A 22712-nucleotide genomic window follows, 5' to 3' on the forward strand; every position below is an offset into this window, starting at 1 on the left:
ATTGAGAAGACAAATGGCAGACGCCAGAGAACAGACTGAACCGGGAAAAGGTCAGGACCGACCGAGGGGATTCACGCTCATAGAGCTCATGGTCGTGATTACGATCATGGGGATCCTTATTTCCATTGCTGCGCCAAACCTAAAACAGTCCATTATACGGGCGAGGGAGGCTGTACTTAAGGAGGATCTGTTCCAGATTAGAGAGGCTATTGACCAGTATTATGCCGACAATGGCAAGTATCCCGATGCGCTCACAGACCTGCTCAATAGAGATGAAAAGACCAGGAGCTATCTGCGTACAATTCCCAAAGACCCCTTCACGAATGCCGAGGACTGGATTATCGTCGCGCCTGAGGGCGGCGCGGAGGGCGGCACGGGCAGCAGCACGGGTGACAGCACGGGGGGCGGTTCGGAGACGGGTTCTCAAGGCAACGTCTTCGATGTACACAGTTCCAGCCCGCTTGTCGCTCTGGACGGCACCGCGTACAATACCTGGTGAAGTTTCACCCGGTACCGACATCTCCGTTGAGAAAAGAACATCCTCCTTCCATTCCACCCGTTTTTCCACAATGAAAAACTGTTCTCGTTGCTCGGTTTCTATGAATTCGTTTGTTCTGGACCACGCTTACGGTATAGACTCAGCAAGCGATTTCAACAGTTCCTTCAGCGCTCATGCCTCTTCGTTGTTCTGAAAAAAAGCTTGCAACATCGTAGTAAAATCAGTAATATAACGACGTGAAAAAACTCAGAGATTCATTCAAAAAATATTTTATCACCGGCCTGCTCGTGATCATACCGATCTGGGCCACCTACTATGTACTGTCAGGCCTGCTCGGTGTGATCGACAACCTGCTCGGTGATTTGCCGGGGTATTTCTTAGGACTGAAATTCCCGGGCCTCGGGATCATCACCCTGGTCCTCTTTGTGCTTTTTGTCGGCGTTCTCTCGGCAAACTATATCGGTAAAAATGTTGTTCGCTATAATGATATCCTTATGCAGCGGGTCCCGCTGGTGCGAGGGGTCTATTCCACGATGAAAAAGATCATGGAAACCTTTTCCATGAAACAGAGCTTTCATGGCGTTGGGCTTGTTGAGTATCCCCGGAAAGGGTGTTATAGCGTGGGATTCATTACCGGAGGACTGCAGGGTGAGGACATGGGAATGACCGGCAGGTTCATGACGGTTTTTGTCCCGACCACCCCGAATCCGACGGCGGGCTTTCTCCTCATCCTGCCTGAAGCGGAAGTACAGCGGCTCGATATGAGCGTTGATCAGGGTATGAAGTTCATTGTGTCTCTCGGGATCGTGTCTCTCAACGAGATCCAGGCCGGCAACCTGAAAAAGAAAGGCGCGGAGGAACGGCATCCATGAAACCGATTGTTGTAGTTCTTGCCGCAGGCCTCGGCACTCGAATGAAGTCCGAACTTGCCAAGGCGCTCCATCCACTTGCCGGTCGTCCCCTCATTCAGCATGTCCTGAACGCGGCCGCGGGTGTCGAGCCGGAAAAGACGGTCCTCGTGCTCGGTTATCAGGCGGACAAGGTCCGGAACGCGGTGGGTGAGTATCGGCCGGAGATCGTGCTTCAAGCCGAACAGCTTGGTACCGGCCACGCCGTTCAACAGGCGGCGGAAACGATATCTGCGGGAGCAGGACCGGTCCTGGTCCTGTGCGCCGATACGCCGCTGATCACCAGTAAAACCCTGAAGGATGTCATTGAGCTTCATACAACGTCCCGTGCAGCGGTAACGTTCATCACCGCGAAGGTGGACAATCCCTCCGGCTACGGCAGGGTGGTGCGCGGAAAAACCGGGGTCATGCGCGTGGTTGAGGAAAAGGACGCCACCGCGGCGCAGAAGAAAATACAGGAAGTGAACGCGGGGATCTACTGCTTTGACCGGAAGTTCCTGCTTTCGTCCCTGACGCTCCTCGGAAAGAACAATGCACAGAAAGAGTATTATCTCCCGGACACCATAGAACTCGCGAAAAAGAGAAAACATCGCGTTTCAGCGTTTCTTTGCGGAGATCCGCATGAGATCATGGGAGTAAATTCCCGCTGCGATCTCAGCCAGGCCGAATCGATCATGCGGCGACGGATCAACCGCCAATGGATGCTCGACGGTGTTACCATGCTTGACCCGGAAACGGTCTTCATTGGAACCGATGTCCGTCTGGGTCGTGATGTTGTTCTTTACCCCAACGTCAGGATAGAGGGCAGAACCAGGATCGGAGCAGCCTGTGTTATCCATTCCGGATCGAGGATCGTCAACAGCATGATCGCGGACAATGTTACGGTAAAGGATTGTTCGGTGATCGAGGAGAGCGAAATCGCCGTCGGCGCCGTCGTGGGGCCCTTCGCGCATTTACGGCCCGGGTCAATGATCGGAGCGCGTGCCAAGATCGGGAACTTTGTTGAGGTGAAAAAATCGTCCATCGGCGAGGGCAGCAAGGCGAGCCACCTCTCGTATATCGGCGATACGACCGTGGGCCGGGAGGTGAACATCGGGGCGGGTGTCATCATTTGCAATTACGACGGATACGCCAAACATCCCACCGTGATCGAGGACAACGTGTTCGTGGGCAGCGATTCTCAGCTCATTGCGCCGGTCAAGATCGGGCGCGGCGCCCTTATCGCCGCCGGCTCGACGATCACCCGTGATGTCCCGGCCGACGCGCTTGCCATCAGCCGCGTTCCTCAGGACAGCCGGGAGGGGTTTGCGAGCCGAAGAAGAAGGTTGAAAGGGAAGATAACTAAAAAGTAACTCTACAGCTATCTGAACAGAGAAGGGTCTTACACCAGAAAAAACTTTTATCCGCAGATTTCGCAGATGGACGCAGATTTTAAAAATACATTCAGTCTTGTTTTAATCTGTGAAATCTGCGTAATCTGCGGATGATATTTTGACCTGAAAAGTTGCAATAAAGATTCCAAACAACAAGCATCAATTTCCGGATTAGTTCCTCATACCATGTTCCAAACTGCATGGTCATTGAGATTTGGTTTTTGGAAATTATTTGTAATCTGGATTTTATTCATATTGGAGCGGAGCAACCCATGTGCGGCATTATCGGGTATATCGGAAAAGAACCGGCAGTTCCCATCCTGATCGAGGGGCTCAAAAAACTTGAGTACCGGGGGTATGACTCCTCCGGCGTTGCCGTGTTTCAGAACGGCAAGATCGAAGTTCGCAGGGCGGTGGGAAAACTGCAAAACCTGGAGACGCTGCTCCGGACCGAAACCCTTACGGGAACCATCGGCGTCGGTCATGTGCGCTGGGCCACGCACGGAAGGCCGTCCGAAGAGAATGCGCACCCGCACCGCGCGGGCGGCGCCGTCGTGGTCCACAACGGCATAATCGAGAACTATCTGGCGCTCAAACAGGAGCTTGCGGCGCAGGGGCGTGTTTTCAAGTCCGAAACGGACACTGAAGTGATAGCCCATCTGATCGACAGCATCGTACAAAAGGGCCTGTCCCTGGAAGAAGCGGTGCGCGAGGCGGCCCGGCATCTGGAAGGAGCCTACGCGATCGCGGTAATCGATGAGCGAAATCCCGATATCGTGGTCGGCGCGCGCAAAGGCAGCCCCCTCGTGATCGGTCTGGGCCAGGGAGAATTCTTTCTCGCGTCCGATATCCCCGCGATCCTGCACCGGACCCGGGACGTGCTGTTCCTGAACGACGATGAGATGGCGATCCTGTCCAATGAAGGAGTGAAGATCACCGATCTCAAAGGCGCGGAGGTCCATCGGGAGATCACCCGCGTAATGTGGAACCCGGTCATGGCCGAGAAGGGTGGTTACCGCCACTTCATGCTGAAGGAGATCTACGAACAGCCGCGCGCCATCATGGATACCATCCGGGGTAGATTTTCGCAGGACACGGGGACCATTCATCTCGAAGAAATCGGCCTCGCGCACGAGCGGCTTCTCAAGATAAAAAAAATATTCATCGTCGCCTGCGGTACATCGTGGCATGCCGGGCTGGCGGGCAAGTATATGTTCGAGGAGCTCGCTTTCATCCCGACCGAGGTCGATATAGCATCCGAGTTCCGTTACCGCAACCCGCTGGTGGGTACGGATGATCTGTTCATCGCCATCACCCAGTCCGGAGAAACCGCCGACACGCTCGCGGCAATGCGCGAGGCAAAGAAGCGCGGCGCCACCGTCATCACGATCTGTAATGTCGTGGGCTCCACGGCGAGCCGCGAAGCGGACGGAGTGGTCTATACCCATGCGGGTCCCGAGATCGGAGTGGCATCGACCAAGGCCTTTACCGCCCAGCTCGCGGCGCTCTATCTCTTCGGGCTCTTTTTTGCCTCGCTGCGCGGAAAACTGTCGGCTGATGAGATAAAACAGCGGCTCACCGATCTGGTGCACATTCCCTCACTGGTGGAACGATGTCTTGAAGAGGATGCCGCGATTGAGGAGATCGCAAAACACTACTTTAAATCCAGCGACTTTCTCTATCTCGGACGGGGGCCCAACTTTCCCGTGGCGCTCGAGGGCGCGCTCAAGCTGAAGGAAATATCATACATCCACGCGGAAGGATATCCCGCGGGAGAAATGAAGCACGGGCCGATAGCGCTTATCGACGAAAATCTGCCCGTTGTAGTACTCGCGGGCAGGAATGCCGTATACGAAAAGATCCTATCGAACATTGAAGAGGTGAAAGCCAGGGGCGGTATCGTGATCGGGATCATCACCGAGGGAGACAGGGAGATCATTAAAAAGATCAACCATTCTATAACGGTGCCGGCGACCAACCAGCTGCTCATGCCGATCCTTCTGTCCATACCGCTTCAACTGCTGGCATATCATATCGCGGTGCTGCGTGGCGCTGATGTGGACCAGCCAAGGAACCTGGCAAAGAGCGTAACGGTGGAGTGAGGCGAGTGCGGAATGCGGAGTGGCGAGTGCGGAGTGTTTTGATTTATGTTTTATCATTTAGCATTCCGCATTCCGCACTTCGCATTCCACACTAAACTATATGAATTATCTAAATGACCTTAACCCTCCCCAGCTCGAGGCGGTGCTGTATGGCGATGGGCCGCTGCTGATCCTCGCCGGCGCGGGGAGTGGAAAGACGCGGGTGATCACGTGCCGGATCGCGCATCTGATCCGGGAGCGGGGAGTTGATCCGGGAAATATCCTTGCGGTTACGTTCACGAACAAGGCCGCAAACGAAATGCGGGAGCGGCTTGAGCGGATGATCGACATGCCGCTCGGGCGCGGAATCGGGTACGGCGGACTCTGGATAAGCACGTTCCACTCATCCTGTGTCAGGATCCTGCGTCAGCACATCGACAGGCTCGGATACAAGCGGTCATTCGTAATCTACGATGAGACCGACCGTTCTTCGCTTATCAAGGCCTGCATGTCGGACCTGCGGATCGATACGGAACAGTATCAGCCCCGGGCGATCGGGGCCCGCATCAGCGCTCTCAAGAACAATCTTACGGATGCCGAGAAGTTCGGGAAGACGAGCGCTCATTTCGGTTTTGAGGAAGCCGTTTCCCGGACCTACTCCCTGTATCAGGAAAAGCTCAGGGAATCAGACGGGCTTGATTTCGACGACCTGCTCATGCTTACCGTGAAACTTTTCGAACAGCATCAGGACGTGCTCGGCTACTATCAAGGACTGTTTCACCATATTCTGATAGATGAGTATCAGGATACGAACCACGCCCAGTACCGGTTCGTACGTCTTCTGACCATGCAACGAAAGAACCTCTGCGTGGTGGGGGACGACGACCAGAGCATCTACAAGTTCCGCGGCGCCGATATCGCGAATATCCTGAATTTCGAAAAGGATTATACCGCCGCGAAGGTCATCAAACTCGAACAGAATTACCGCTCCACCCAGAACATTCTTGGCGCGGCAGGCGCGGTGGTCGCGCGAAACCTCGGTAGAAAACCGAAGGAGCTCTGGACCAGGAAGCCGGGCGGCGATAAGATCCTCTGCTACAAGGCAATTGACGAGAAGGACGAGGCCCGTTTCATCTGCCGGACCATTCAGCGGGAGGTAGACGAAGGCAGGAGCCTGCGCCAGATCGCGGTGCTCTATCGCACGAATGCCCAGTCGCGCGCTCTCGAAGATGCGTTGCGCAACTGGGGGACGCCGTACCGTATCTTCGGCGGCCTGCGGTTCTATGACCGCAAAGAGATCAAGGACATCATCGGTTATCTGCGGGTGCTGCAGAACCCCGCGGACATCGTCAGCCTGCGAAGGATCATCAATGTCCCCGCGCGAGGTATCGGCGATACCACGGTGGACAAACTGGAGCGCGCGGCAGCAGCAACCGGGGTGTCGCTGTATCAGACTGCCCGGGATGCGGAGGCAACCGATATCACACCGGCGGCGAAGAAAAAGCTCCGGGAGTTCATCGGCATGATGGACCGGATGCGCGATGATCTCGGAACGTTGACGATCACGGAGCTGGTCCGGAGAATAATCCTCGAAGCAGGATATGGCGCGGCGCTCGATCAGGAGAAGACCATTGAGTCCCGTATCAGGCTCGAGAACCTGAATGAGCTCATGACCGCGACCGAGGACTTTCAGGAACAGAACCGCGATGCATCGTTACCCGCTTTTTTGGATCAGGTTGCGCTTATCACCGATGCGGAACAGCAAATCGCGTCTGATGGAAAGCGCGAAAACACGGATACCGTGACGCTGATGACCCTGCATAATGCAAAGGGCCTTGAGTTCGCGCTGGTGTTCATGGCCGGCATGGAAGAGGGGTTGTTCCCTCATTCCCGATCAGCCGAGAGCGACGAAGAGCTTGAAGAAGAGCGCCGGTTGTGCTATGTAGGCATCACCCGGGCCAAGGAGCGTCTGGTCCTTACCCATGCTGTGGAGCGCAGACTTTACGGTTATCCGCAGGCCAATCTCGTTTCGCGCTTTGTCCGGGAGATCCCGGAAGAGGCGATTGAGTTCGTTGGGACGGAGCGGTCAATACCCTCTGCGATACGTCAGCGTACTCCATGGAGTTTTGATTCTTCCGGTACGGCCGGCAAGGAGAGCAGGGAGCTGCACATTGTGTCATCGCCGCCAAAGAAAGCGGGGTTCGCGGACCCTTATTACAAAGGCGCGGTGGTGCGACATGCCAAGTTCGGGCTCGGTACGGTACAGCGTTCCGAGGGATTGGACGACGAACGGAAGATCAGCGTAAGCTTTCCCGGGTATGGAGTAAAGACACTGTCGGTGAAGTTCGCGAACTTGGAAGTAGTATAAGTCTTTCACCACAAAGACACGAAGGCACAAAGAACGGCGAGAATGCGTCAGGTAAATGTCATCGGACATTCATACGAAGAACTTCTTGGTGTCTTGGTGCCTTAGTGGTGAATTCTTTTAGGAGTCATTTATGAAGATCACGAAACAGGAAGTTGAACACGTGGCGAAGCTTGCCCGGCTGGAGCTATCGGAGCAGGAAAAAGAGAAACTCACTGATCAGCTTTCGAATATCCTTACCTATGTCGAGAAACTGAACGAGCTTGATACCACGGGTGTTGAACCCACGTCCCATGTCCTTGATATCAACAATGTCATGCGCGACGATGTAGCGGGAGAGAGCTTGACTCAGGAGAGGGCGCTGGCCAATGCCCCGGAAAAGGCCGCGGGGCATTTCAAGGTGCCTAAAATTATTGAATAAGTTCGGAATGCGGAGTTCGGAGTGCGGAGTGAAATGCTTTTCCTAAACCCTGAACCCTGAACCAGATTCAAAGGAGACCCATGTTCAGATTAATGCTTCGTTCAAAGATACACCGCGCGACCGTGACGGACGCGAACCTTGAGTACGAAGGCAGCCTGACCGTCGACCCCGTTCTTCTCGAGGCCGCCGATATGCTTCCCTACGAGCAGGTGCGGGTTTCGAACCTCAATAATGGAGAACGGTTCGAGACGTATCTCATCCCGGGCAAGCGCGGGTCCGGAGATATGTGTCTGAACGGGCCCACGGCACGGAAGGGCGCGAAAGGAGACAAGATCATCGTCTTCTGCTACGAATATTACAATGAGCAGGAGCTCAAGGCCTTCAAACCGAATATTGTGTCGGTGGATGGACGGAACAGCATTGTTTCCGTCGGCCACACCATTAAGGTCAAGGAGTAGGCATGGAGTTATACGATCTCACTATTCACAAACTGCAGGACATGCTGAAGAAGAACGAGACCACTGCCAGGGCCGTTACCGAGTCCGTGCTGGGCAGGATACAGTCCGTTGACGACAAGGTCAAAGCGTACATCACGGTGACCGGACGCGATCAGGCGCTGGCAGAGGCCGCTGAGGCAGATAAGCGAAGAAAGACAGGCAATGCCGCAACGCTTCTCGGAATTCCCCTGGCGATCAAAGACAACATGTGCACCGAGGGCATCAGGACCACGTGCGCTTCGAAAATTCTTGCCAACTTCATACCACCCTACGACGCGACGGTGGTCCGCAAGCTGAAGCAGGCCGGTTCCGTGATCTGCGGCAAGCCGAACATGGATGAATTCGCGATGGGGTCTTCGACCGAGAACTCGGGATTCTTCATTACCCGGAATCCCTGGGACCTCGAACGGATTCCCGGCGGCTCGAGCGGCGGATCAGCCGCCGCCGTGGCGGCGGGCGAGTGTATAGCGGCGCTCGGTTCGGACACGGGGGGCTCCATCCGTCAGCCGGCCGCGTGCTGTGGTGTCGTCGGGCTCAAACCGACCTACGGGAGGGTCTCCCGGTACGGCCTCGTGGCATTTGCGTCATCGCTCGACCAGATCGGCCCGATCACCAAGGACGTGACGGATGCGGCGATCCTCATGAACGTCATCGCCGGCCATGATCCCCGGGATTCCACCTCCGCGAACATCGCGGTGCCGGATTTTACCTCCGCGCTCAAAAAGGAAGTCAAGGGCATGAAGATCGGCATCCCCAGGGAATATTTCATCGAGGGCATGGACCCTGATGTGGACAAGGCAGTCCGGGATGCGGTCAAGACATTGGAGGGACTCGGCGCGACGGTCAGGGAAGTCACGCTTCCGCACACTGCGTATGCCGTGGCGACCTATTATATCCTTGCAACATCAGAGGCAAGCTCAAACCTCGCGCGCTACGACGGTGTGAAGTACGGGGTCCGCGCTGAAGGCGCAAAGGACCTCCTCGATATGTACATGAAGTCGCGCAGTCAGGGATTCGGACCGGAGGTCAAGCGCAGGATCATGCTGGGCACCTACGCGCTTTCAGCGGGCTATTACGACGCCTACTATAAAAAAGGCCAGCAGGTGCGGACGCTCATCAAACGCGATTTCGATGAGGCGTTCAAGTCCGTGGACATCATTGCCACGCCCACAGCGCCGACCGCGGCGTTCAAGATCGGTGAAAAATCGGCCGATCCGCTCCAGATGTATTTGTCGGACATCTTCACGATCAGCGTGAACCTGGCCGGCATCCCGGGGATCTCGATACCCTGCGGGTTCACGAAGAACGATCTTCCCATCGGGCTCCAACTGCTCGGGAGGCATTTTGATGAAGAATCCGTGCTGCATGCGTCATTCGCGTATGAACAAGCGACGGATTGGCATAAGAAGCGCGCTGCGCTTTAGTTCGGAGTACGGAGTTCAGAGTTCGGAGTAACAGCAACGGCGAGGGAGAGATCCATGCAATATGAGGCGGTCATCGGTCTGGAAGTGCATGCACAGCTCCAGACCAATACGAAAATATTCTGCGGATGCGAGACAAAATTCGGCGAGGACGCGAACACCAGGACCTGTCCGGTCTGCATCGGCATGCCCGGCGTGCTGCCGGTATTGAACAGGAAGGCCGTGGAGTACGCGGTCAAGACGGGTCTTGCCACGCACAGCACCATCAGCGCGTTCAGCCGGTTCGCGCGCAAGAACTACTTCTATCCCGACCTCCCGAAGGGCTACCAGATATCGCAGTACGAACTGCCGATCTGTGAGCACGGGTACGTTGAGATCGTTGTTGACGGCGCTGTCAAGCGCATCGGGCTTACGCGCATCCATCTCGAGGAGGATGCGGGAAAGAACCTTCATCAGGCCGAGAGCGGGGCGAGTCTGGTGGACCTGAACCGCGCGGGCACGCCGCTGATGGAGATCGTGTCCGAACCGGACATCCGGACGCCGGAGGAAGCTTCCGAGTATCTGCAGAAGCTCCGCGCGATCCTGCGCTACATCGAGGTCTCGGACGCTGATATGGAAAAGGGGAACTTCCGGTGCGATGCCAACGTCTCGATCCGGCCGGTCGGTGCAAAGGAATTCGGCACCCGTGCGGAGATTAAGAACGTAAACTCCTTCAAGTTCGTGCAGAAAGCGATCGAGTACGAGATCAAGCGCCAGGCGCAGATCCTCGACGAAGGCGGTCGGGTGGTGCAGGAGACCCGGCTCTTTGACTCGAACAAAGGCGTCACCTTCTCGATGCGGAGCAAGGAAGAGGCGCATGATTACCGTTATTTCCCCGAGCCGGACCTCGTTCCCGTGGTGGTTTCGCGGGACACGGTCGAAGAGCTCAGAAGGAGTATTCCGGAACTGCCGGACGCGAAACGCGAACGGTTCGCGAAGGAATACGGTTTGCCGGAATACGACGCCGACATGCTGACCCAGAGCCGGGCCCTCGCATCGTATTACGAAGAAGCGGTGAAGCTTACGGGACAGCCCAAGACGGTCTCGAACTGGATGATGGGAGAGCTGATGCGGCTGTTGAATGCAGACAACAAGGAGGTCGAGGACAGCCCCATTCAACCCGGCCGGCTGGCGGGCATGATCAAGATGATCGAGGCCGGTGTGATCAGCATCAAGATCGCCAAGACCGTGTTTGAGGCGATGTATACGAGCGGCAAGGACGCGGAAGTCATTGTCAAAGAGCAGGGGCTGGTGCAGGTATCGGACTCCGGCGCTCTCGAAACGATCATCGACGCGGTGATCAAGGCGAACCCTGGACAGCACGCGGACTACAAGGCGGGCAAGGAGAAGCTGTTCACCTTTTTCGTCGGGCAGGTGATGAAGGCGAGCAAGGGCAAGGCAAATCCGGATATGGTGAACCAGTTGCTGAAGAAGAAACTAAGCGAATAAAGAAGGATGATCTCGAAAAAAAGCAAATTTTCACACGGAGGCACGGAGATCACGAAGAAAATCCCATGAATAACGAAGTTTTATTCTCTTTGTGACTTCGTGGCTTTGTGTGAGACAGGACTTTCTATGTAATTATCAAGGATAAGGTTCAAAATAAATATACTACAGGGGGACTTGAAATGCTTCAATCAATTCACAAACACATGAGCTGGATAATGTGGGCCATCGTGGTACTGATCACCGTGACTTTTCTGTTCTTCGGGATCTATCCGTCCGATATCGGCGGCAGGTCGGTGGCAAAGGTCGGCGGGGACGTGATTACTGCCGATGAGTACAACAGGGTATATCGGACCATGTACGATAATTATAAGCAGCTGCTTAAGGACCAGTTCAACGAGTCCTTTGCCAAAACCCTGAAATCACAAGCCTTGCAGGAACTGGTCGTGGGAAAACTGCTTGTTCAGGAGGCTGAACGTATTGGCCTGCGCATCAGCGATGAAGAGCTTCAGGCCGTGATCTTGAAAACGCCTTCTTTTGCCAGGGACGGCAAGTTCGACAAAGTAACCTATGAGCGCATCCTGGATCAGATCAATATGAAACCGGCGGCATTTGAGGCCAGCCAGCGGGAGTTTTTGCTCAGGCAGAAGCTGGAGCAGATTGTGAGAGACAGTGTCGTGGTAACTGATGCCGAACTGGCGGCTTCCTACCGGATAAAGAATCCCAATGCAAAGCCCGGTGAGTTCGAGAAGAACAGAGAAACGTTCAAAATGACGGTCCTCGCGGAAAAGCAAAGAGACGCCATGAGTGCGTATCTCAGCGGAATCCAGAGCAGGACGGAGATCAAGATCGACGACAAGGCACTGTCAATGTAACGGGATGCATTTGAGGGGATCGGAGGGTTGGATGGGTGGAGGGTTATCAAGCCTTCTTCAGGTCCAACCCTTCAAACATCCGTTTTACGTTCAGAGGTTCGAATTCCATTCCAGGTCGCCTGTCAATTCCCATTGAATGAAATTTCTGATCTTCAGCAGCGTGCCTTCCGGGACGTCGACAAAACGGAGACCCATGCCCGGTTCGCACTCGAACTGGGTGCCGAGCGGCAAGGTCCGGACCACTTCCGCCGACAGAGTTATTGTTTCGGTATCATGGGGGAGCGTAAACCTGATGTGAATGAACGTACCTTCCGGCAACGGTTGAAGGGTCCGAAGATACAAGCCGCTTTCCGACATGTTCACACTGGCCAGCACATTTTCCGGTGTTCCTTCCTCTATTTCCACGTGCACGCGCATTTTGACGGTGATGCGCGGAGTGTTCCTCGGCTGTCCGCTGAGACGCGCCAGCACTCCGTACATGATTGCCAGGTCCAGCGGTTTCGTCAGCACAGCCGTGCATCCAAGGTCCAGCAGCTTCTGGTTCTTTCCGGTAAAATCATCGGTTATAAAAACGACCAGCGGCAGTTCTTTGAGCGTGGGGTCCGTCCTGAGCAGGGTGATGGCGGTAAAGAGATCGGGCTCTGCCAGGTCACCGTCAAATAACACGAGAGCGAATGAATCCTTCCGGGCAAGTCGGATCGCCTCATCCGTGGTCGTGGCAAGAACGGGGGTGAACCAGATACGGTTCATGAGAACGCCCAGATACATCTGACCCGCCGCAGTATGGCAGATTATGAGGACCTGTTTTTTAGCTGACATGAACAACTCCCTTCAGCACATGGAGACCTTAATTCAAATTAAAGCATGGATGGGCTCCGATGTCAACATTTCAGTTCGGCAAACTCCGATAAAAGCAGGATAAGACTGCGGCAGCCCTTTTCCCAATCAGAGATCAGCATGCTTTCGTCTTCCGAATGGGCCGCGGAGTAGGGATCACCGACGCCGAAGAGCAGGGCGGGCGCCCCGCCGAGGGCGTCGGTGATGGTCTGGACGAACGGGATCGATCCGCCGGCGCCCACCACCGCGGGTTTTTCGCCATAGCCCTTTTCGAGGGCCATCCGCGCGGCACTAAATGCGGGACCGCCCGTATCGGTTTTCCACCATCGGGAGGGCGTCTCGGGCTCGATCGTTACCTGTACCCCCCAGGGGGCCTGTTTCAGCAGATGCTCCGTGAGAAGTCCGAGCGTTTCCTCAGGGTCCATGTCGGGGACCGTGCGGATGCCGACACGCGCCCAGGCAGAGTCGTTGATGATGTTGGCGGCCTGTTTGCGGCTGCTCGCCTCGATCGCATTGACGGCGATGGACGGCTGATGCCACATTTTACCGTAGAGCGGTCCTTCGCCGCCGATGATCTTCACTCGTTCAAGGAGTCTCGACTGTTTCCGGTAGGTGGATTCCGAAAAGGGAAGGTTCTTCAGGTCTGTCTGCTCTTGCGGCGTCCGGGCACGCACCTTGTCCATGATTCCGGGAATGGCGGGTTTTCCCTGATCGTCCACGAGAGACGCAAGCATTTTTGCAAGGGCGAGCACCGGATCGGGCAGCGGGCCGCCCCAGGTGCCTGAATGGACGCTTGCCGCAAGCGAACGTACCTCCACGTTCACGGTCACGATGCCCCTGAGCGACGCGGTGAGCGACGGGATGCCGCTGTCGAAATTCTCGCTGTCGGCGATCACGACCACGTCAGCGGACAAAAGCCCCCGGTGTTGCTCAAGCAGCGTGTTCAGGTTCGTTGACCCCACCTCTTCTTCGCCTTCGATCAGGACCTTGACGTTGACCGGCAGACTCTTGATCGAGGCAAGATACGAAGCGATCGCCGCGGAATACATCACAACGCCTCCCTTGTCATCGGATGTCCCTCTGCCGTAAAGCCGGCCTTTGCGCTCGGATGGTTCGAAGGGCGGAGTGGTCCAGAGGTCTTCGCGGCCAGTAGGCTGGACATCGTAGTGAGCGTACAGCAGGACGGTGGGCTTGCCCGTCGCGCCGGACCATTGGCCGAAAACGGCGGGATAGCCTGCACCCATCTCCAGGATGCGCACATCAGCCAGGCCACTTTTTGTCAGGAGTGCTGCGACGGCCCCTGCGCACTGTTTCACCGGGGCCGGGTCAAATCCGGGGAAACTGATGCTTGGTATGCGGACGAGTTCTTTGAGGGCGTTCAGGTGTTCGGCTTTATGCGTGGTGAAATGATCGAGCGCGGGTTGAGTCGCGTTAAGGCTGGTCATGGTCGGCTCCCGAATGTATCCAGGTAAACGTAAACAAACCCGATTCTACTCGAATTCCCCGGTAAAAGCAATTATGATGGAAATTCGCAGAGAAAATCCTTATAAATATACCGTTTTGGCGCTCCTTTCCCATACCTGTTGATAATTATGATACAATAATAGAAAAAAATATTATGCGACTGTTACAGGGCTAACTCCTTTAGATTTATCGGGCAAATTTCTGGGGCTATAAGCTATCTACTGAACATCCTGTAACGTCAGAATAAAATTAACCTTAATTTATGGATATTTCTTGAAAACGTTGAAAGCACAAGAATTGTTAACAAAGACTGGATTCCCGCGTTCGCGGGAATGACGAAAAAACGAGCAGTTAGAATTGTCATCCCCCGGACTTAAGGCAATCAAACCCGAAGCTGTCATAATGATCCGGTAAAGCGAGGGAACCATGAAAATCAAAACAAGGCTGAGGATCACTACTGGTATTGCCCTGGGTCTCGCCCTGTTCATCGTTCTTTTTCTCGTCTGGTCGTTCCGGGAAGTATCGAATGCGAACCGGGACAAGGACCTGGTGTCGGAAATGCGGAAGCTCGCGTTCGAACGCATTATATTGCGTGACGATTATTTGTTGCGCCATGAGGACCGGGCACGGACGCAATGGCTGGCAAAGACAGAAGAGCTCAGAAAGTTGCTGGATCTGGCCGAGGGAAGGTTCCTGAACAGCGATGATCGGGCAACGATCAAGGAGGCGCGAGATGATTTCAATGTGACGTTCTCCGCTTTTTCACAGGTCATGGAGAACCGGGCCAAATACCGGGGCCGGATGGAGAGCGCTCTTCTCTCCGGGGAAGCGGAGAAGATCATCCTCGGCCAGGTCTTTATGAAGGCCTATGCACTGACCAACGACATCACGAGGCTGTATGAATCAGCGGAAAAGAACGAGCTGTCGGCACGGAACCGGGCGGTCTTTATCATCGTATTATCCGTGTTCGGCGGTATTGCCATCGTAGTAGCAAACTTAGCGCTCATCAGCAGGATATTGTCAAAAGGGATCGCGGAACTGGAACAGGGCGTTGCGATCCTCGGGGAAGGGGACCTGGAACATCGCATCCAGATACAAGGAAACAACGAGCTGGCTGAACTGGCCGACGCCAGCAACAAAATGGCAGCGAAACTGAGGGACTCTTACACCGCTGTCGGGAATTTGCAGAGGGAGATCGAGAACCGCAAACTTGCGGAGCGCGGGCAATTCAGGCTCTTGAACATCATCGAAAAGAGCTTGAACGAGATCTATGTCTTTGATTCCGAAACGCTGAAATTCGAATACCTCAACCAGGGCGCGCTGAAGAACCTCGGATATACTTTATCCGAAATGACCAGCATGACGCCGGTTGATATCAAGCCGGAATTCACCGAGGCGGCGTTCAGGGCCAAGATCCGGCCGCTGATGACGCAGGATAGGGAAAGGCTCCGTTTTGAAACAATCCATAGAAGGAAGAACGGCACCGAGTATCCCGTCGAGGTCCATCTTCAGCTGCACCCGGAAGACGGCAAGAGAGTATTCTTTGCAATTATAATTGATATTACCGAGCGGAATTACTCCGAGCAGGAACTGCGGAACAGCGAGGACCGGTTCAAGACCATATTTAATGAAGCGCCCCTGGGCATTGCGGTGATCGATTCCCTGAACGGACATATCCATGAAGTGAATTTCATGTTTGCAAAGATCGCGGGCTGGACCAGGGAACAAATGCTGAATATCGACTGGATGAGCATCACGCATCCTGACAATGTGAAGGAAGATCTGGATAATATGGCGTTATTGAATGCAGGGAAGATACCCGGATTTCAGATGGAAAAACGCTATCTTCATCTCGATGGCACCGCCGTCTGGATCAATATGACGATTTCTCCGCTGAAGGTCGAAGATAAAGACCGTCCACGCCACCTCTGCATGATTGAGGACATCACCGAGCGCAAGCGGGCTGAGGAGGAGCTTCGGAACGCCGAGACCCGCTACCGCCTGTTATTCGATCAGTCGCCCGAAGGAATTGTGATTATTGATCCCACAACCACCCGTTTTCTGGAGTTCAATGAAACGGCCTGCAGGCAATTGGGATATTCGCGCGAAGAGTTTGCCGGGTTGAGCATAGCGGATCTGGAGGCGGAGGAAAAGCCGGAGGACACCAGAAAACGCGTGGCAAAAGTAATGGTCGAAGGACGGAACGATTATGAGACCCTTCAACGCACCCGTCAGGGAGAGATCCGGAACATTCATGTGAAGGCTCAGTTCATTGATATCGCGGGCCACCCGGTTTACCACTGTGTCTGGAGCGACATCACCGAGCAACGCAGGCTTGAGGCCCAGCTTCTTCAGGCCCAGAAGATGGAGTCCATCGGCATCCTGGCAGGCGGCGTGGCGCACGATTTCAACAATATTCTGTCCGCGATCATCGGCTACGGCCATGTTACCCTGATGAAGATGGAGGAGAACGATCCGCAGAGACAGAACGTAGAACACATCCTCGAGGCTACGGACCGGGCAGCGCAACTCACGAAATCGCTGCTCCTGTTCAGCAGAAAACAAATAAGCGAGTTAAAGGCCGTGGACCTGAACGAGGTGATCAATCAGGTCGATAAATTCCTGATGCGGATCATTGGAGAAGATATATCCTGTAAGAAAATCGTCACGGACCATCCGTTGATGGTTTTTGCCGACAGACATCACCTTGAACAGGTGCTGATGAACTTCGCCACGAACGCACATGACTCCATGCCCGGGGGGGGCGTCTTCACGATTTTAACGGAGCAGGTAGATCTGGATGAAGCCTTCATGGCGGCCCATGGCTATGGCAAGCCCGGTGTGTATGCAATGATGACCGTATCTGACACCGGCTCGGGAATGGACGAAGCGACGCGGAAGCATATCTTCGACCCCTTCTTCACGACCAAGGAGGTCGGCAAAGGCACAGGGCTCGGGCTGGCAGTCGTGTACGGCATCATCAAACAGCATGACGGCTTTATCAACCTCTCCAGCGAGCCCGGCAAGGGCACCACCTTCAGGATATATCTGCCGCTGATCGCTTCGATAGCGGAGGAGACCATGGTTCCCCAGAAAGATAAACGGTAAAGAGGCCTTTGACGAGATACGGACAATAATGCCGGGTGTGAAGGTCATCATTGCCACCGGATACGCGCCCGACATCATTCGGCAGAAGGCGTCGCTCGAAGAAGGCGCCCACCTGATCTTTAAACCGCTGAATCCGGTGAAGCTTTTGAAGAAGGTAAGAAGTGTGCCGTATGGGGTGAAATAATAGATACCAGGAGGTGTTTTCATGGAACAAGCCGCAACGCAGAAGAAGCACACGATCCTTGTCGTTGATGATGACCCGCTCGTGCTCGGATCGATTCTCATGCTGCTCAGCGCCCATAACTATAAGGTTCTCAAAGCCGACAATGCCGAGGCAGCGCTTGACAAACTCCGGGAAACGGACGTGGATATTGTGCTGACGGACATCAGGATGCCGGGCATGGACGGGATCGAACTTGCCGGAAAAATTCACGAGATTAATCCGGAAATACCCGTTCTGGTCATGACGGCCTATGCCGAGTTTGATGTAGTGGTGAATGCCGTGAAGAAAGGGATTTTCGATTATATCACCAAACCGATCAATCCTGATTATCTCGTACATGCGGTCGACAGGGCGGGCACGTTCCGCAATCTCAAGACCCTCGAAAAAAATTATACCCAGGCCCTCGAAGAGGAGGTGAGAAAAAAGACATATGAGTTGATGGATCTGAACGAGGAGATCATCCTTCGCCTGACCAGGGTAGCCGAGTACCGGGACACGGACACCGGCCTGCATAATTCGCGGATAGGGGGGTTTGCCGAAGCGATCGCGAAAGCGCTCGATCTGTCCGAGGATTTTATCGAAACAATATCACTCGCCAGCGTGCTTCATGACATCGGCAAGGTGGCGATACCGGACAGCATTCTTTTGAAGCCCGGCGCCCTCACCAAAGAGGAGTTCGATATCATTAAGACCCATACTACTCTCGGGGCGAAGATGCTTACCAACTCGCCTCACGCCATCCTCCAAATGGCCGAGTCCATTGCCATGAATCATCATGAACGCTGGGACGGCAAGGGGTATCCGAATGGTCTGAAGGGTGAGGCTGCGCCGATCGAGGGAAGGATCGTGATGCTGGTGGACCAGTATGACGCCTTGCGGAGCAAACGGCCCTACAAACCGGCTTTAGATCATGAGAAGACCATGAAAATCATCGTGGAAGGCGACGGAAGGACCATGCCGGAACATTTCGATCCCGCTGTCCTTGAGGCGTTTAAGAAAACCGCGTCCGTGTTTGAAGAGATATTTGATCGGCAACAATAACGATGAAGGGATTTTTTTGTGGAGCTGAGGGGGGGGGTAAGTTCGGAGTGGCGAGTTCGGAGTAAACTTCAAAGTCCTTTCCCTCAAACTCCCTTGGTTCGCTCCCCCTCCACCAATAAAAGGGCTGACCTTTCGGTCAACCCTTTTATTTTATTCTTGGTGGAGCTGAGGGGGAATCTTACACGCTTCGCATGCTCGCTTCACGAAGGGACTGGTCCCCTCGTGTACTCCCCTAAGGCATGAGGGAAATCCTTTCCCTCAAACTTCCTTTGGTTCGATCCCCCTCATAAAAATAAAAAAAGCTGGTCAATGATGACCAGCTTTGTTTATTTTGGTGGAGCTGAGGGGGATCGAACCCCTGACCCCAAGACTGCCAGCCTTGTGCTCTCCCAGCTGAGCTACAGCCCCGAACACTACCATTACGAGGTGATTAATTTAACATCACGAAGTTATGTTGTCAAGAAAAAACACCGAAGTGCAGAATTACTTTGACCCAAACGAAACAGGAAGAATGTATGAAAATAAATTAAAAAACATCTATAATATATCAAGAAACCTATGAGCGAACCGCAGAACAAAAAAGAAGACACGCAGCCCTCACCGCCCCAGCGCGTCGAGCATGAAGTCCCGCTCGATATGCGGCTCCTTACTGAGGCCGTGATCGAGCTGAATATTTCTCGAAAGAACGTGGGCATCTACCCGCCAGGCCATATTCAGATCGCCAACAGCATTGAACGTGCCTACCAGCTTCTCCAGAAAATGTTCGAGATCCGAAACGAGATGACCCTCGGAGTGGCCAAGGACACCCTGCTGATCGGCAAGGATTACCTTGACCAGAAGAACCCTGTCTATCGGGATTTTGCGCTTTCCATGAGCCAGCAGGGGATCGCATCGGTCACCTTTCTCAGCGGTCTGGAAAAGGACGAACTCGTGCGATTCCACGGGATCCTTACCATCAAGCCGGAAGGTATCAGGGCTTCGGGCGGGATCAACCAGGTCATAGCCGGGGCTGTTATTCCCCATATCAGGATCCAGTCCATCGATTACAGCAGTTTCCACGTCACCGAAGAACAGGAGATTTTCAAGGCGACTGCCAGGGCCGGGGGAGGCGAAGAGTCAGGCGGACATCTGTGGCAGGATTTTGTAACGCACCTCTCGGCAGGCACCCTCGCCGGACCGGGGCTGGGGGTGTCGGTGAAGGACGCGGAGCAGATAGACCCCGCCGAGCTCGCACGGCTTCTCAATGAACGCAAGCTGGATGCAAGCGCCGCCATAGAAAGCTATGACCAGATCATCTCAACCTATGTACGCGGAACAGCTGAAAAAAAACAGATTACCCAGGAACAATCAAAGACACTTGCGAACATGAATGCTCTTTTAAAGGACCTTCACCCGGAACTCAGGAAACAGTTTCTGTCCGTTGCGTTCAAAAATATCTCGCCACGAGCAGGATCTCCCGCAGAGGCCGAAGCGGTGATCGGGGGCTTCACCGACGATATGGTTATCGAGATGCTGGGGCAGGCAAGCGCCGAGGGGAGGGAAATATCGCCGACGCTTGCGGGTCTCGTGGGCAAGCTTGCCCACGCGCATACCGAAGGCTCGAGCGGTTCGCAGCAGGGTAACAGCAAACAGCCGGCAAAGGGATTTGTTGCTCCCGTTTTCCAGCCCGAACATATGCAAAAACTGTTTGACCGTGAAAAGTATGAAGAGTATGTGACTGATGACTATCAATCGATGCTCAAGAAATTATCAGAGACCTCTCAGGCAACGGTTGAACAGTTTTCGCTGACAGAACACTTGCAATCACTGGAGGACGAGAATCTGGATTATCAGATCGGCCGGGCGCTTCTCGCTTTTTTAGAAGAAAATATCGATGAAGAGGATTATAAGGAGTTCGCAAAAAAAATAGTTGCCATCATACCCCAATTCCTTGAGACCGGCAATTTCGAGATGCTCTGGGATATTTTAGAGACGCTCCGCAGGCATTCAACGGACAAGCCGATACAAGGCATACGGGAGATCGCCGCGGAATCGAGGAAGTTCTTTATCGAGCCGGAATTCATCGCCAAGGCGCTGAGCGCATTCGACCGATGGATGCGGGAAAAGGGACAGGCGGCTTCCGGACTGATTCAGGCCCTCGGGCCGGAGACGATCCCGGGCCTGATGGATATTTTCAGCAATGATGAAACGGTGGGCGGAAGGCGCGTTCTTTTTAACCTGCTGTGTCTCTTCGGTGAACCGGCCGTGCGCGAAGCTGAGAAGCGACTGCGCGACCCGCGGGCGCACACGGTACGGAATCTGCTCCTTTTAATAGGGCGCGCGGGCACCGCAGCGTCCATCCCTCAAATAAAACCATTGCTGAGGCACCAGGATCCGATGGTAAGGATCGAAGCGCTCGGCACGCTTCTGAAATTCAAGGATCCGGGAGCAATTAGCCTGCTTCGAAGTGCGATCCATGATAAAGATCCGGACTTTGCCTATAAGGCTGTCGTACTGGCGGGACAATATCGAATAGGGGATGTTACGGAGGATGTCCTGTCGAAGATCAAACGGGTCATCCTTTTTGAGACGGACTATGTCGAGAATGAGGAGCTCATCAGGGTACTCGGGAATATCGGAGACGCACGAGCGGTGCCTGAACTTGAAAAACTTGCCGGCACGACCTGGTCGCTTTATCCTTCCAGTCTCATGCATATGAAGGAAGCTATCTATGCGTCGCTCGCCCGATATCCGAGGGATACAATAGCAGGCCTTCTCAGGATCGGCGAGAAGCTTAACAATGACACGATCCGCCGAACGTGCAGCCAGCTTAGGGAAAAGCAGTAGCATCATGATAAGCAGTGTGTTCCGCATCCATTGAGATTCAAACAGGATGGAATATGGCAGACAATGACATGCATGAGGGGTTGTCGCGGGTGATCTCGCAGCTCACCGCGGCAGTACTGAATACGGGTCTGTATTCAGCGATCCATCCCCAGGTGGCGTTGTACATCGAAAAGGCATACGTTGCGCTTTCGGAAATACTGCAGAGCAGGCCGGAAATAACTTTGCTTGTCATCGGGAACGACCTTGTCGCAGAAAACCGGCCGATCGAGGCTTCGGGAGCCGCGTCGTATGTGACGAACTTCATCCGGATACTGAAAAAGCAGGCGATCGAACGCATCACCTTTGCCGCGGGACTTCCGAAAGAGGAGCTTCGGGCACTTATTCAGGAGCTCGCCTCTTCGGATACGCTCTCGATACGGTCTACCTCGTTCATCAAACTGGGCAAGGTGGAACTCAGGATCAAGAAGCTCGACGAACAGCAGTCGTCTGGCGGGGCGGATGCCGTGCCGAATGCCGGCCTTGTTTCCGCTCCCGATGTCCCTCCGGAGGTTCTTCAAGAGTTGCTTGCCCTGACGAGTGAGGAACTCGATCTCCTCAAAGATCTTTACCTTCGCGCCAAACTGCACAAAAAGATCGATGTCCGCAGTGTGGACGACATGGTCAAGGGGTTTATCCAGGGTTTTCGGAAGGAGATCAACCCCCTGGGTCTTCTCGCATCGCTCAAGTCCGTGAACGAATATACGTTTACCCATGTCACGAACGTATGTATCCTGACCATGAGCCTTGCGGAGAATCTGGGTTTCACGGGTGAGCACCTGCATCAGATCGGCGTCGCGTCGCTCTTGCACGATATCGGAAAGATATTCATCCCGGATGAGATCCTGAGCAAGGCCGGAATGCTCACTCCGGAAGAGCGGAGGACCATTGAGACTCATACGGTCAAGGGCGCGCGCTATCTCATGGGGATCGAGGGAATCCCGAAGTTGGCGGTCCTCGCGGCATTGGAGCACCACCAGAAGTTCGACGGGAACGGATATCCGTCTATCAAGGGCGGATGGACGCCGAATATTACGAGCCAGTTTATCTCTGTCGCAGATGTCTTCGATGCGATGAGGAGCCGGCGCTCCTATCAGGAACCAAAACCCTTGGAATTGATCGTATCCGTGCTGATGAAAGGAAAGGGCACCTCTTTTAATCCGATGGTTGTTGACCGGTTTCTCAAAATGATAGCGCGGTGATGGGAGTGCGAAATGCGGAGCGCAGAATGCGGAGTTAAGACCCCTGCCCC

At 54.4% G+C, this 22712-nt stretch carries 17 protein-coding genes and 1 tRNA gene; 15 read left to right on the plus strand and 3 right to left on the minus strand.

Annotated elements, in window-relative coordinates; genetic code table 11:
* Positions 1-13 precede the first annotated feature (13 nt).
* The 10 genes from M0R70_00380 to M0R70_00425 all read left to right on the plus strand — a co-directional run bounded on the left by M0R70_00380 (position 14) and on the right by M0R70_00425 (position 11925).
* Positions 14-499 carry a prepilin-type N-terminal cleavage/methylation domain-containing protein gene (locus M0R70_00380; GenBank protein ID MCK9417817.1) on the plus strand — a complete coding sequence of 162 codons (486 nt, stop codon included), beginning with the start codon at positions 14-16 and terminating at the stop codon, positions 497-499.
* 236 nt (positions 500-735) lie between these two features.
* The gene (locus tag M0R70_00385) at positions 736-1371 is read left to right on the plus strand and encodes a DUF502 domain-containing protein (protein ID MCK9417818.1); all 636 of its coding nucleotides are present in this window, start codon (positions 736-738) and stop codon (positions 1369-1371) included.
* The gene (gene glmU, locus M0R70_00390) at positions 1368-2759 is read left to right on the plus strand and encodes a bifunctional UDP-N-acetylglucosamine diphosphorylase/glucosamine-1-phosphate N-acetyltransferase GlmU (GenBank protein MCK9417819.1); all 1392 of its coding nucleotides are present in this window, start codon (positions 1368-1370) and stop codon (positions 2757-2759) included. The genes M0R70_00385 and glmU overlap by 4 nt, the downstream gene beginning before the upstream one ends.
* Positions 2760-3052: 293 nt before the next feature.
* Positions 3053-4882 carry a glutamine--fructose-6-phosphate transaminase (isomerizing) gene (glmS, locus tag M0R70_00395; GenBank protein MCK9417820.1) on the plus strand — a complete coding sequence of 610 codons (1830 nt, stop codon included), beginning with the start codon at positions 3053-3055 and terminating at the stop codon, positions 4880-4882.
* Between the two features lie 100 nt (positions 4883-4982).
* Positions 4983-7229 carry a UvrD-helicase domain-containing protein gene (locus M0R70_00400; protein ID MCK9417821.1) on the plus strand — a complete coding sequence of 749 codons (2247 nt, stop codon included), beginning with the start codon at positions 4983-4985 and terminating at the stop codon, positions 7227-7229.
* A gap of 130 nt (positions 7230-7359) precedes the next feature.
* Complete coding sequence (gene gatC / locus M0R70_00405) at positions 7360-7647, plus strand: Asp-tRNA(Asn)/Glu-tRNA(Gln) amidotransferase subunit GatC (protein MCK9417822.1); 288 nt, start codon at positions 7360-7362, stop codon at positions 7645-7647.
* A gap of 80 nt (positions 7648-7727) precedes the next feature.
* The gene (locus tag M0R70_00410; protein MCK9417823.1) at positions 7728-8105 is read left to right on the plus strand and encodes an aspartate 1-decarboxylase; all 378 of its coding nucleotides are present in this window, start codon (positions 7728-7730) and stop codon (positions 8103-8105) included.
* Positions 8106-8107: 2 nt separating this feature from the next.
* Positions 8108-9568, plus strand: a complete 1461-nt coding sequence (gatA, locus tag M0R70_00415) for an Asp-tRNA(Asn)/Glu-tRNA(Gln) amidotransferase subunit GatA (GenBank protein MCK9417824.1) — start codon at positions 8108-8110, stop codon at positions 9566-9568.
* A gap of 54 nt (positions 9569-9622) precedes the next feature.
* Positions 9623-11053, plus strand: coding sequence for an Asp-tRNA(Asn)/Glu-tRNA(Gln) amidotransferase subunit GatB (gatB, locus tag M0R70_00420; protein MCK9417825.1), 1431 nt, complete (start codon positions 9623-9625; stop codon positions 11051-11053).
* Positions 11054-11232: 179 nt separating this feature from the next.
* Positions 11233-11925: a SurA N-terminal domain-containing protein gene (locus M0R70_00425; protein MCK9417826.1), complete on the plus strand. Its 693-nt coding sequence runs from the start codon at positions 11233-11235 to the stop codon at positions 11923-11925.
* A gap of 90 nt (positions 11926-12015) precedes the next feature.
* Here the strand turns inward: M0R70_00425 and M0R70_00430 are convergent, their stop codons facing one another.
* Together M0R70_00430 and M0R70_00435 are read right to left on the minus strand one after the other, a co-directional pair.
* Positions 12016-12744 (minus strand): PilZ domain-containing protein, encoded by a 729-nt coding sequence (locus tag M0R70_00430; protein MCK9417827.1) that lies wholly within the window; start codon positions 12742-12744, stop codon positions 12016-12018.
* A 62-nt stretch (positions 12745-12806) separates the two neighbouring features.
* Positions 12807-14207, minus strand: a complete 1401-nt coding sequence (locus M0R70_00435) for a M20/M25/M40 family metallo-hydrolase (GenBank protein ID MCK9417828.1) — start codon at positions 14205-14207, stop codon at positions 12807-12809.
* A gap of 445 nt (positions 14208-14652) precedes the next feature.
* Here M0R70_00435 and M0R70_00440 point away from each other — a divergent pair, with 445 nt between their 5' ends.
* From M0R70_00440 to M0R70_00450, 3 genes are read left to right on the plus strand one after another with little or no spacing between them, the layout of a single operon-like run.
* The gene (locus M0R70_00440) at positions 14653-17334 is read left to right on the plus strand and encodes a PAS domain S-box protein (GenBank protein ID MCK9417829.1); all 2682 of its coding nucleotides are present in this window, start codon (positions 14653-14655) and stop codon (positions 17332-17334) included.
* 28 nt (positions 17335-17362) lie between these two features.
* Positions 17363-17518: a hypothetical protein gene (locus tag M0R70_00445; protein ID MCK9417830.1), complete on the plus strand. Its 156-nt coding sequence runs from the start codon at positions 17363-17365 to the stop codon at positions 17516-17518.
* A gap of 21 nt (positions 17519-17539) precedes the next feature.
* On the plus strand, positions 17540-18598 hold the full coding sequence (locus tag M0R70_00450; GenBank protein MCK9417831.1) for a response regulator: 1059 nt from the start codon (positions 17540-17542) through the stop codon (positions 18596-18598).
* A gap of 332 nt (positions 18599-18930) precedes the next feature.
* Here M0R70_00450 and M0R70_00455 read toward each other — a convergent pair.
* Positions 18931-19006, minus strand: a tRNA-Ala gene (locus M0R70_00455).
* Positions 19007-19156: 150 nt separating this feature from the next.
* Here M0R70_00455 and M0R70_00460 point away from each other — a divergent pair.
* Together M0R70_00460 and M0R70_00465 are read left to right on the plus strand one after the other, a co-directional pair.
* The gene (locus M0R70_00460; protein MCK9417832.1) at positions 19157-21424 is read left to right on the plus strand and encodes a HEAT repeat domain-containing protein; all 2268 of its coding nucleotides are present in this window, start codon (positions 19157-19159) and stop codon (positions 21422-21424) included.
* Positions 21425-21477: 53 nt separating this feature from the next.
* On the plus strand, positions 21478-22662 hold the full coding sequence (locus M0R70_00465) for an HD domain-containing protein (protein MCK9417833.1): 1185 nt from the start codon (positions 21478-21480) through the stop codon (positions 22660-22662).
* Positions 22663-22712 lie beyond the last annotated feature (50 nt).

The sequence above is a fragment of the Nitrospirota bacterium genome, from assembly GCA_023229435.1.
In the GTDB taxonomy this organism is placed as follows: Bacteria; Nitrospirota; UBA9217; order UBA9217; family UBA9217; genus JALNZF01.